The organism is Photorhabdus caribbeanensis (assembly GCF_018448885.1).
In the GTDB taxonomy this organism is placed as follows: Bacteria; Pseudomonadota; Gammaproteobacteria; order Enterobacterales; family Enterobacteriaceae; genus Photorhabdus; species Photorhabdus caribbeanensis.
The window spans coordinates 61,123-74,917 of record NZ_RCWB01000009.1 but is presented as its reverse complement, the minus strand read 5'-3'; the positions used below and the strand labels follow the sequence as shown (position 1 = coordinate 74,917).

General features: G+C 48.7%; 2 protein-coding genes. Both read left to right on the top strand.

Annotation, left to right across the window (positions count from 1 at the left end):
- The first annotated feature begins 49 nt into the window (after positions 1-49).
- Positions 50-12,523, top strand: a complete 12,474-nt coding sequence (locus tag EAE90_RS08420; protein ID WP_339921073.1) for a hybrid non-ribosomal peptide synthetase/type I polyketide synthase — start codon at positions 50-52, stop codon at positions 12,521-12,523.
- Complete coding sequence (locus tag EAE90_RS08415; RefSeq protein WP_214053122.1) at positions 12,520-13,785, top strand: MFS transporter; 1,266 nt, start codon at positions 12,520-12,522, stop codon at positions 13,783-13,785. The genes EAE90_RS08420 and EAE90_RS08415 overlap by 4 nt, the downstream gene beginning before the upstream one ends.
- Positions 13,786-13,795 lie beyond the last annotated feature (10 nt).

The following is a 13,795-nucleotide window of genomic DNA, read 5'->3' as shown; positions in this document are numbered from 1 at the left end:
TACGGCAATCACTAAGCTGCAAGAATCTTTTTATCTTAGGAAAAATTTTGTGAGTAATTATTCAAACACCTTATCAAATATTCCATTCTTATTACCAACACCCGCTCAACGCAGGCTATGGCTTATTAGCCAAGGAAATATGGACTCAGCATTATATAACGTGCCATTTTCGCTACGTTTGCATGGTACGTTAGATAGAGAAGCGCTTGAGCAAACTATTATTTTTATGATTGAGCGTCATCCGGTATTACGTTCACAATTTCATGTTCTCAACGGAGAATTGCAGATAACATTGAATCCGCAGCGGCCTGAATTACGTATCAGTGATCTCAGCTATTATTCCCCGGAAGAGCGCGAAACCAAAATACAGTCAATCTGTGATAGCGAAGTCAGATATTGTTTTAATCTCAGTAGTGATTTGCCTTTTCGTTGTTTATTGCTTCGGCGACAAGAGAACGATCATCAGTTGATATTGACTCTTCACCACATTGTATTTGATGATTGGTCTACTCACGTTTTTCTTAATGATTTTAACCATGCTTATAACCGGTATAAAGCAGGTCAACAACCTAATTTGGCACCGATTACCTACCCGCATGTCAGTGATTCTATAACAGATATTCATATGAATAGCGCTCGTCGGCAACGCTTACGCAGCTATTGGGGAAAACAGTTATCGGAATTGCCTGAACTACATAAATTACCTACAGATCGGCCACGGTTATTGGAACAACAGGGATGTGGCGCGGTATATCAGAAGTCACTGCCTTTATCTCTCGTTGGACGTATTTCTAAAATCTGCCAACGTTATGGATTAACACCTTATATGGTGGCGATTTCCGCTTTTGCTGTATTGTTGAATCGCTATTCACACGATGACGACATCGTTATTGGCAGTCCATTTGCGAATCGTCACAATATTGATGAACATGTCCGCCTTGGCTTTTTTATCAATTTGTTACCGTTGCGTTTTCGCTTTAACGAAGGAATAAGTTTCAGTGATCTATTGATCCAAGCACGCGATATATTGCTTGATGCATATGAAAATGCTGATTTGCCGTTTGATGAGATTGTCGATGTGGTACAGCCCCTACGTTCTCTGAGTCATGCCCCTGTTTTTCAGATTATGTTTGATTATTTGAAGAGTCCGGGACAAGCATTGCAACTGGATGGGTTAGAAACAGAAGTACAATTTATCCATTCTGGCACTGCTAAATATGATTTGACGTTATCGATAGAAGAATCTCCAAATTCACTACTTTGTCTGGTTGAGTTTGATACCGATTTGTTTGATAACCTCACCATTATTCGCATGGTGAATCACTATGAGACATTGTTGGATGCATTGTTAAGTGAACCTGAGCGTCCTGTCGCCAAATGTAGCATGTTGCCGCCAGAAGAGCTGGAGACATTGGCTCGCTTCTCCCGGCCGACAGAACCTCTGCCGGTATTGGAATTTATTTCGATAGCTGAACGCATTAAGTCACAAGTGCGTAATAATCCAGATGCACAAGCTATTGTTTGGCGTAATCAACGTTTCACCTATGCTCAACTGGACAAGTACGCGCAATGTCTGCTCGCGAAGATGCGCCAGTGTGGCGTTGAACCGGGTAGCCGGGTTGCAGTATTTATGAGCTACCGGCCAGAAATTGTCATCTCTTTTTACGCAATTCTCTCTGCCGGTGCGGTTTACGTACCGTTATCCCCCTCTGATCCTCGCTTTGCCGATAAGATAAATGATGCACAGCCAGTACTGATCCTCACCAGTGAACAAGATGCTGTTGGTTTAGCTGATTTTCGTGCCACTGTGCTAGAAGTTGATGGGCTGTTTCGTCAACCAGTGCTACCGGAAGCGCAACCAATTTGGCCGGTTCAGGAGAGTGATTCCGCCTATGTTATTTACACTTCTGGTTCAACGGGTAATCCAAAAGGGGTGGAGGTAAGCCACGGTAGTCTGCATGCATCGTACCATGCCTGGTGTCGTGACTATCGTTTCACCCAACCCGGTGAGCCGGTATCACTACAACTTGCCGCACCAATTTTCGATCTCAGTATAGGGGATTTCAGTCGTACTCTAGGCTGTGGTGGATGCTTGGTTATGTGTCCGCGTGAGTGGTTGCTGGATGCCCCTGAAATGCACCGCTTAATGATGCACGAAGGCGTGACCTTCGGTGATTTTCCTCCTGTGGTACTGCGTCAATTAATTCAATTCTGTCAGGATAATGGGCAACGTCTGGATGGATTATCAACACTGGTGTGTGGGGCTGATGTCTGGTTCGGTCATGAGCTGCATGAAGCGCAAGCGCTGTGCCGCCCCAATGCACGTATTCTGGGTTCTTACGGTGTGACGGAAGCAACTATTGATAGCACTGTTTTTGACCCGGAAACACATCTATTGGCAGCCGGGCGAGTCATTCCATTGGGTAGGCCGCTGGCTAGCTGTGAGCTGTTCATTGTTGATAAACACCTGCAACAAGTGCCGATTGGCGTTAGCGGTGAATTATTGATTGCTGGTGTCACCGTAGCAAAAGGATATCTCAATAATCCTCAACTCACGGCAGAGAAATTTATCACCGGCAAATTCGATAGCCAGGGCCGTTTTGTGGCAGACAAAGACAATAACAATAGCAGTACGCGATTCTATCGCACCTCAGATATTTGCTGTTTCCTGGCTGACGGCACTATTGATTTCATGGGGCGCAGTGATCATCAGGTTAAAATTCGCGGTTTTCGCGTCGAATTAGGCGAGGTGGAGAGTGCATTACTGGAGCACGCCGATGTGCGCCAGTGTGCGGTTGTCGCCTGTAATGACAGTACAAACAATAAAGTGTTAGTCGCCTATGTTGTGTCATCCGCTGATACTGACAAGTTACGTAGTTATTTGTCCCTACGGCTGCCCGGCCATATGATGCCGCGTGCTTTCATGTTTCTCGATAAATTACCAACCACTCCCAACGGGAAGGTTGACCGCAAACGCTTGCAGGTTCCAGATTTCTCACTACTAGAAAATCAGGAATCTATGACAGAACCAGCTAACGCCCGTGAAGAACAATTGCTGGAATTATGGAAAACGGCATTAGGGGTTCAGGTCATCGGTACGGAAGATAATTTCTTCTATTGTGGTGGTAATTCATTAATTGCTGCCAATCTGATTACACAGATCAATAAGACATTTGGTGTTCAGCTTAAGCTTTCCACTATTTTCAATCATCCAACTATCGCCGGATTGGCCTCGTTACTGGACAGTATTGAAAAAGACGGTATTGAAAAGAGCGGCGCGAAACAGAGTGTTGCTGTGCAGCACGTTTCGCAGGCCAGTGATTTACTCTCATTCGGTCAACGCAGTTTGTGGTTGATTGCAATGCAACGGCCGGATGATTGCAGTTACCACGTTCCTGTCACATGGCGTCTGCATGGCAATCTGCATTTTAGTGCGTTAACGCAGGCGCTGAATGATGTAGTACAACGTCATGATGTATTGCGTACCACATTCTCCAGTCAAGTCAGCAAAGTAAACGGACCGGATGGAACATCCAGTTTTGAACCTAGTCATCAGGTTGCATCTGAATTAACGCTAACCCTGCGCCAGCAGAATATCTCCGGTGGTGAGTCTGCGCTGGCATCGAAGTTGCAGGAAGAAATGATGGCAAGTTTCGATCTCGCCAATGGACCGCTCATCCGTGCGATACTGTTTACGTTGTCCCCGCAAGAGCACGTGCTTTGTATTACTCTGCATCACATCATTTCCGATGGTCGCTCGCTGGCAATACTTTTTGATGAGTTACGGCACTGCTATCAGGCACGTCTGGCCGGTAAAGCACCTATGCTACCCGTGTTGGAAGCAAACTATGGGCATTTCATTAGCTGGCAGCGCACTCGACTGACTGATCCTGCGGTACAGCAACAGATTCATTTCTGGCGTCAACAATTGGCGGATGCGCCAACTACTCTGCTACTGAATGATATGGCTGCACCAACTGACGAAGCGGCGGCAATAAGTTGTGTTATTCCCCACGTGTATGTTGAAGGCGTAGAGAAACTGGCTCGTGAGCAAAACTGTACACCGTTTATGGTCTGGTTGAGTTTGTTTGCCCTCCTGTTGCGTCAGCAAAGTGGTGAACAAGATCTTATCGTCGGCACACCGGTGTCGCTGCGCACCATACCTGCATGGGATGCGCTGATTGGCTACTTTGCTAATACTTTACCGGTACGTATTAATAGCCGTGAGTTGCAAACTTTTCAGCAACTACTGATGCACACGCGACAGGTTAGTCTCGACATTCTTGAAAATCGTGATTTGCCATTCGACTATTTGGTACAAGCACTTAATTTACCTCGCGTGGCGGGTAAAAATCCTGTTTTCCAAACCATTTTTTCCTGTGAGCTGGATCAACCAAACGATGCAACATTCGGGGACATGAAGGTTTCAGACGTCGAATTGGGGGACTATCGCGCCAAAATTGATTTAGAGCTGGCGATTAACCGTGTAAATGGTCAGGTTTACGCACACTTTATGTCCATGCCGGGGGGGTTATCTGCCGTCACTCTGGGACAGATGAGTGAGTATTTGCTGGCTATGTTGCCACAAGTCATTGAAAAACCAGATATGACATTGGCTGATTTGTTGACGGTTAATTCTGGCAATAGTGCCCAATCAGAACTTGTTGTTGATAAGCCACAAGGACTGTTTCAGTTGTTTCAGCAGAGCCTGTCCCGGTATGGCGAACATGTGGCGCTGGAAAGTGATGAATTGAGTTTGAGTTATCAGCAACTTGATACATTGACGGTATATGTAGCGCAACAACTACAACAAGCAGGTGTAGGCCGTGGTGATCGAGTTGGCATTCTGATGGGGCACCATCCACATAATGTCACGGCAATGCTGGCAATTAACCGGATTGGTGCGGTGTTTGTGCCGCTGGCTCCTGACAACGCCGAACCAGCAAATCGGTATGTAATTGATAATGCAGAAATAAAAGCGACATTGTGCCGAAATGAAACAGCGCCTCTGTGCCAGCGTCTTGGTCTGGCGGCAATTAATATCGATGAGTTAGATATAGCCAATGCACCTTATATGGCTATGGCGGCGATCTGTCAGCCGGATGACTGCGCTTACGTTATTTACACGTCGGGATCGACGGGTAAACCGAAAGGTGTTGCTGTCTCCCACCGCAGTGCCTGCCATAACATTCTGGCAATCCGCGATGAACTAAGGCTTGAACCTTCTTCTCGTATAGTGCAGTACTCTTCGCCCGTGTTTGATGTGATGTTGGGAGAAATTTTTCCAGCACTTGCAACCGGTGCTTGCGTAGTCTTCGGTAAGAAACAGCAACTGTTGCCTGGCAGTGAGCTAACAGAGTGGCTGGCACATAAACAGATTACGCATATGTGGATTGTCCCTTCCGCGTTGGCGATAGTGCCGTTAGTACCGCTGCCTCATCTCCAGGTGCTTATCGTAACTGGTGAGCCTTGTATGCCCGAAGTCGCCCAGCGCTGGTCTGTAGGGCGCAGGCTGATGAATGGATACGGCCCTACTGAATGTGCGATTGTGGTATCCCTTACCGATTATCATGCCGCAGGACAAAATCTGGTGCTGCGTCCAATGGGCGATGTTCGCTTCTATCTGCTTGATGAACAGAGAAAGCCCGTGGCGCCGGGGGAAATGGGTGAACTTTATTTAGCGGGAACCTGTGTTGCACAGGGCTATTTGGGTATGGATGAAAAAACCGCTGAGGTGTTTTTACCCGATAGCTTTGCACCACAATTAAAGGCTCGCATGTACCGTACTGGCGACATTGTGCGCCAACGCATGGATGGCGCACTAGAGTTTGTTGGTCGGGTTGACCGTCAGGTAAAAATCCGGGGTCATCGAATTGAACTGAATGCTGTACGTGCCGCCCTAAGTGCGTTACCGGGTGTACGTCAGGCCGAGGCGCTGGCGATCACCGATAACCAAGGGAATAAAGAGCTGGCAGGATATATTGTCGGCGAAATCAGCCGTAGTGAGATCTTGAGCGCATTACGCCGACAAGTTAGTGAAGTGATGGTGCCGACAGCGTTGTTCTTTCTTGATGCACTGCCTACCGGCATTACGGGAAAAGTCGATCTGAAAGCGTTGGCTGAAATGAAACTGACACGTGCTGGTCAGCATCAATCTTCTCCTGTGCCAACCAAAGTTGTGTCATCACTGAGTCGCGTTGAGGCTATCTGGCGTGAACTGCTGGAGAGAGATGAGATCGATTATGACGAAAACTTTTTCGATGCTGGCGGCCACTCCCTACGGGTTATGGCGCTATTCCAGCAATTGAATGAGACGTTTGGTGGCGGCTTATCTGTAACCGATATTTTCGCTCATCCCACCATTCGACAACAGGCTCAACTACTGGACACGTTATCGCAGCAAAAAACACCTGTTGCAGTCACACCGCAGATAGTCACTGAAAAGACAACAACACCAATGTTGAATGTTCCAACTCAGGATAGCAATGCTATTGCGATTATTGGTATGACTGGCCGTTTCCCACAAGCACCAGATCTCGACGCTTTTTGGCAGCAATTACTGGCGGGTTATGATGCCAGTGTAGAGTTGTCTGACGAGGAATTGTTACAACGTGGCGCCGATCCAACGCTGTTAAATCACCCGCGATTTGTCAAACGCGCACGTTTACTGGAGGGTTGTGCGGAGTTTGATGCACGTTTCTTTGGTTATTCATCACGTGAAGCCCAGGTGATGGACCCACAACAGCGGTTGTTTCTTGAAATGGCATGGGAAACGCTGGAATTATCTGGCTATGGCAATGATAGTACACCGCGTTCAGTGGGTGTCTTTGGTAGCAGTGGCTTCAATTATTACCTGCTGGAAAACGTCATGCCAAATAAAGACCGAATGCACCTCGACCCCGGTCAGTGGCAAATAGGTAATGACAAGGATTTTATCGCTACACGTACTGCTTACAAGCTGAACCTTAGTGGACCGGCTGTCAGTATTGGCACCGCCTGTTCGTCATCACTCACCGCTATTCACTTTGCCTGCGAAAGCTTGCGACGCGGTGAATGTGACATGGCATTGGCAGGCGCTGTAGCACTCGATCCGCAACAGGTTGGCTTTGTCCATGTCAGTGGTGGAATTATGTCGCCAGATGGCCTTTGCCGACCATTTGATGCGGCGGCCAACGGTACAGCCAGCGGCAGTGGCGGTGGGATAATATTACTGAAACGTCTGTCCGCCGCTTTGGCTGATGGCGATACCATCCATGCGGTAATTAAAGGTTCGGCTGTCAATAATGATGGCGCACAAAAGGTGAGTTACACGGCACCAAGTATTGACGGCCAATCTTCAGTGATTAAAGACGCGCTGCGTAATGCTGGGGTATCGCCTGCCAGCATCAGTTATATCGAAGCACATGGTACGGCAACCACTCTAGGCGATCCGATAGAAGTGCGTGCACTGACTCAGGCTTTCCTGGAACTATCTGATGGTGAAGTGTTGCCTGTAGGGAGTTGTGCAATAGGTTCTGTAAAAGGAAATATAGGACATATTGATGCGGCTGCCGGTATCGCGGGAGTCATCAAAACCGTGTTAGCGCTGCGTCACCAGACTTTGCCGCCAAGTATTCACTATCATCAACCCAATCCTGCAATCCACTTCGAACAGACTCCGTTTTCCGTGATCAATAGAGCATGCCCGTGGCCGCAAACAAGTCAGCCACGTCGTGCCGGTGTCAGCTCTTTCGGCATTGGCGGCACGAATGCGCACCTTATTCTGGAAGAAGCTCCGTATCAGCAAGATACTCGTATATTAGATGACGAACGCTGGCATCTGCTGCCAATTTCAGCGAAAACGCCGCCAGCGTTGATTCAGCAAGGGGAACGCTTGGCAGTAGCACTGACTACCAGTCATGAGCCATTGGCGGATATTGCCGGGACTTTGCAACAAGGACGCAGCGCTTTCAGTGAGCGTGCTTTTGTTGTGGGAAAAGATCGGGTGCAATTAATCAATCAACTACGTCAGCTCTCGCCACAAACTGTTAGTCGCAAACAACAACATCAGGCAGTGATTTTTATGTTTCCGGGGCAAGGAAGTCAGTCTATTGAAATGGGTCAATCACTCTATCTGCGTGGTGGTGTATTCCGCCAGCAATTTGATCGCTGTGCTGAGTTGCTACAGCCACACATCAAACTGGATATCAGGCAGTTAATTTATCCGCAATCGGAACGCGACAATGCTATCAGCCGGTTAAATGCTACACGTTATACCCAACCTGCGCTGTTCACTGTTGAGTATGCGCTGGCCCGCCAGCTGCAAGCTTGGGGTATTACACCTCAAGCCATGATTGGCCATAGCCTCGGTGAACTGGTTGCGGCCTGTGTAGGAGGCATGCTCGAACTGGAAGATGCACTGGCATTGGTAGCAAATCGAGCTGCAATCATGCAGCGCCAGCCCACTGGGGCGATGCTGGCGGTACAGGCATCATCTGAACGCATAGTTTCACTGGCGCCAGAATGTGAATTTGCAGCGATCAACGGGCCTGAACAGTGCGTGATAACTGGCAGCTATGACAACATTGCTGCACTGGAAGAACAATGCAACAAGGCAGGTATTTCTTGTCGGCGACTAACGACATCACATGCTTTTCATAGTTCATTGATGGATGCTGCCGCGCAACAGATGCGAGAATTCAGCGCAGGCTTCACGCTACAATCCGGTACCATTCCGATAATATCCAATATCAGCGGCAGTTGGTTCAGTGAACAGGATCGCGATAATTCTGGTTATTGGGGAGATCATCTGCGTCGGCCGGTACGCTTCTATGATGGTATTCTTACGTTGCTGAACCATTATGACAATCCAATCCTGCTTGAAGTGGGTCCGGGGAGTGCGCTGACCAGTATGCTGAAACATCTACAGCAAACAGGCCAGGCCCAGATACTGACCACAATGCGCCGTACTCACCAACAAAAACCGGATGAAGAGGTGCTGCTCAATACCATCGGGCAGTTGTGGCAACAAGGAGTTGCTATCGATTGGACTGCATTTGGTCATTCACATAAATTACATCGGGTTATGCTGCCAGCGTACCCCTTCCAACGACAACATCTCTGGTTGGAACATCCTGCCACTACATCAGCCGCTGTCATAAATACACGGCGGAGAAGAGTACCGACTTTCACACAATCATCAGATAAAGAGGGAGTCACACAGTTTACTTGTAAGCTAGATGATAATGTCTGGTTTATTGATGAACATCGCATTTTCGAAGGACAAGGTGTCTTACCGGGCACAGGTTGCCTGGAATTAGTGCGTCGTGCTTTTCACGAATTGCAACCCAGCGGCACAGCTACTTTCAGTGAAGTTTACTTCCCCTCACCTTTGGTACTACCGTCAGGTGTTGAGCGTCAGATACGCATCAGTTTGATCGCCATTGATCGCAGCTTTGCCTTTACGCTGGAGTCTTGCGGTGATGGTGATGACATGTGGCAACTCCATGCAAACGGCAATGTTACTGCCGTATGCGTTCCACCAGCAGAGATTACCTCACCTTATGAGTTACGTCGGAATTTGCAGCTTGAAGAAGTTGCAGAGGCGTCGGAGCGTTTCAATCAAGCATTTGCTGACTATGGACCGCGCTGGCAATGTATTGCTGGTGTGTGGATGGGTGATCACTGTGCGTTGGCGCAGTTGCGACTCAATTCGGCATTTATTGATGATTTGCCTGATATTGCATTACATCCGGCTTTGCTCGATTTAGGCACGGTGTTCTTACATGCCTGTCTGTTGCCGGGCGATGCTTCAATACCGTTCCATTATGGTTCACTGACGCTGCATCAGCCATTATGCGCCGAATTTTACAGCCTGGCGGTTGAGACGGCGCCTCGGACTTATGACATAACGCTATTTAGTTGGGATGAGAGTCAGAATTGCCAGCAAGTACTGGTTGAAATTCACGGTTACAATTTACGCCAGTTCAATTCCTTACCACGCCAGCCAGCACGTGAGGCGAATGTAGCCCAATGGTGTCGTCACCCTCGATGGTTGCCGAAGCCGCTGGGCGAAGCGAAACAAAATCGTGCGCCGTGGCTAATTTTTGGCGCCCAAGCCGCTGAGCTGAGTGATTTATGGCAAGCGGCAGCGCCCGGTAGTATCGCTGTTGAAGATGCTAATGAGTTTCTGCAACAGAGTACCTACCGCTTTAGTTTGCGTAAGGATCAGCCTGAAGATTATCAACGACTGATAGATTGTCTGATACAGCAACAAGTGCTGCCAGAACGTATTATCTGGTGCTGGACTGCGGCAGTGATTTCTCAACCAGAAGCCGCGTTTGAACAACTGGCGGCTGCGATTAAAGCGCTTACCGGTCATCACAAAGCTTTTAATATTACCCTGCTTTCCCGTGGTCTACAGGCAGCCAGAGTGCTGGAAACCTGTAATGCCGCACCTGCACTTGGCTTGCTGGGTATATTGGCAGCCGAGTACCCGGAGTATTCTGCACGTCATATCGATCTGGATGATGACACTTTTGCTACATATCAATCGCTGATTGCAGAACTGTATACAGATATGCAACCAGAAGAGACGACAGAAGGAATACCAGTTACCAGCATTACGCTTAAACAGGGTGAGCGTGAATTACAGACATTTACTGAGCTTGATGAGATACCTCGTCGGCAAATTCTGCGTGATGGCGGTGTTTACCTGATTACTGGTGGGCTGGGGGGGATCGGCCAGTTACTGGCGCGTCACATCAGCGATAAATGCAGTAAGGTTAAACTCGGTATTTTGAGCCGCCGGGAAACTAACGCGACAAGTGAAGCTTTACTCGATGCGTTACGGAAATCGGGTGCTGAAGTCATGATGTTGCGTGCTGATGTTGCTGATGGTGCGGCATTGACTAAGGCACTGGCACAGATGCGAGCAAAATTTGGTGCTATCAATGGCGTGATTCATTCAGCGGGTGTTGAAGCCAGTGGGTTGCTGGAGCATGGCACGTCGCAGAACTGGCGGCATGTGATGGCGGCAAAAGTCAGTGGCACACAACAACTGATGACGGCGATTAGTCAGGACTCTCTCGACTTTGTTTTGTTGTGCTCTTCACTTGCCTCATTGGTAGGGGGAATTGGTCAGGCAGACTACGCGGCGGCGAACCGTTATCTTGATGCTGTGGCGCACTACTGGCGACAACAGACTATACCGGTAACGTCAGTTAACTGGGATACCTGGTCAGAAGTAGGAATGGCCGTGGATTATGCTGCCCGCCGTAAAGAAAGTGTGATTGGTCTCAGTAATCAAGAGGGCTGCGCTATTTTCGATCTGGCTATCGCCGGAATGGAAGCACAGATCGTTGTCAGTAAATTTACTACTGTTCGGCGCCCACAATTACAGAATTCATCGGCGATATCTGATTCTGCCAGCCCAGAGGAAGCGGTTCGTCAATTGTGGTATGAGCTACTGGGTGAAGAGACAATTAACCTGGAAGATGATTTCTTCGAACTGGGTGGTCATTCACTGTTGGCAACGCAGATGATCTCCCGTTTACGTGATCATTTCCAACACTGTCTGACGCTGGCGGAGTTTCTTGAACAGCCGACAATGGCACGTGTTGTCCGTTCACTATCTGACGATAAAAAGAGCCAGGCTCCCGAGAATGCCCATATCCGCTACTGCCTGGTGCCTATTAATCACGGCGGTAATGGCAATTATTCTCCCTTCTTTTGTGTGCCGGGTATGGGCGGCAATGTTACCCAATTTATGCCCCTGGCCGCGGCGTTACCACGAGAATTGCCATTTATTGGTATGCAGTATTTGGGGCTTGATGGAAAAACTGCGCCGCACCAATCGGTGGAAGAGATAGCAACGCATTACATTGCCTGTTTGCGCTCGGTACAGAAGCAAGGGCCATATCATATCGGTGGTCATTCATTGGGCGGCAAAGTGGCTTATGAAATGGCACGACAGCTTCATGCTGAGGGAGAAAGCATCGGTTCTCTGGTGTTACTCGACTCTGCCGCACCTCCCTATGCACCGGTTCCGTATCAGGAAGATGCTGATATCGCCAAAGTTATTCTTGGTATTTTTGCTTACTACACTGACCGCCTGGAAATGATCGACAGCTTGGACGACGACGCAATGCGTGCATTACCACGTGAGGCGTTACTGAGCTATATCCAAGAGCAGCTAAAACGTTTTTCGTTGATTCATGCACAGAATGATATGAGCTCGATTAGCGGATTATTCAATGTCTATCGGGCTGCGTCGGATATGTCACCGAAATATCGTCCAATACCCGTACAGTTGCCAATTCCTATGCTGTTAGTCAAAGCGGTAGAACCCTTACCGAAAGGGGTTGTTGTGCCGGAGATCCGGGAGACCAATGGCTGGGGTTGGGAGAAGTTCTCCACTCTTCCCATTCGTATCGCAGAAGTGCCGGGGAATCATTATAGCTGTCTGATGGAACAGCACGTAGCACATGTATCGCAAGCAATAATTCATCACTTTCCATCAATAATAAAAGGAGGACAGGTATGAGTGATTCCTCCCCAACGGTTCACCGTCCTGAAAACCGCCAGCATAAACGCCGATTGGCTGTGATCCTAATGACATTGGCTGTAGATGCTCTGGGTATCGGGATTGTCCTTCCCGTTTTACCCGATCTATTGCGGGAGGTTGCCCCTCAACCCCCGGAAGCGGGTGTGCCGTTAATCGGGTTATTTGTCTCACTATATGCTTTTGCTCAATTCCTTTTCGCCCCGCTGCTAGGGACGCTTAGCGACGCTTGGGGAAGGCGGCCGGTATTGCTTGCAACACTGTTTGGCACAGCGCTGAGCTATACGCTGGTGGCGACAGCACCCTCGCTAGGATGGCTGGTGGCCGGTATATTTCTTTCAGGCTCCACCGCCGCCAGTACTTCCGCTGCATCGGCTTACGTAGCAGATGTTACGCCAGAAGCACAGCGAGCCGCGCGTTTCGGTTTAGTCAGTGGTGTTCTCGGCTTCGGCATGGTTGCCGGGCCTGCCTTCGGTGGGTTATTAGGCATGATTGCACCACGCCTTCCGTTTGTGATTGCTGGCTCACTGGCAGCAGTGAACGCTATTGCCGCCATGTTTGTTCTGAACGAAAGTCTGACTAAAGAGAACCGGCGTTCGTTCGACTGGCGCCGGGCCAATCCTTTAGGCAGTTTGAAACTACTGGCGACGGATGGAGTACTGAGACGCTTAGTTTACGCTTCGGCTCTTGGCATGGTGGCTTACGGTATTTTTCTGGCCTGTTTTGTCTTACTCAATGAAATACGTTTGGGCTGGGGACCTCGTGAAAACGGTTTGGCTCTCACCGGGCTCGGCATCGGAATCATCATAACGCAAACTTGGTTGCTAAAAATGTTCGTGACGCGCTGTAACGAATACCGCACAGCGATCATCGGTTACGGACTCTATATGTTGGCGTTTATCGCTTATAGCCTGGCCGTATCACCACTTATTGTTGCAGGCGCAATTGCTCTGCATGCACTGGCGTTGATCAGCGACTCAACGCTGCGTGCTTTGATTTCGTTACGTGCAGGTAATGAGCGACAAGGGGAGTATCTGGGAGCGCAGAACTGTATGTTGGGTCTGGCTATCACCGTTTCACCGCTGTTGGGGGCATTATTGCTGCATTTTTCAGCTCGTCAGGGACAACCTCTCTATTTCCAAGGGCTTCCCTTTGTTATTGCTGCCATTGTTTGCTTTTGCGCCATATTAATTTTGCTACGTGGTTCTCAGGCAGACATTAAATTACGCGATTTGTATAAATAAAAAAATCACC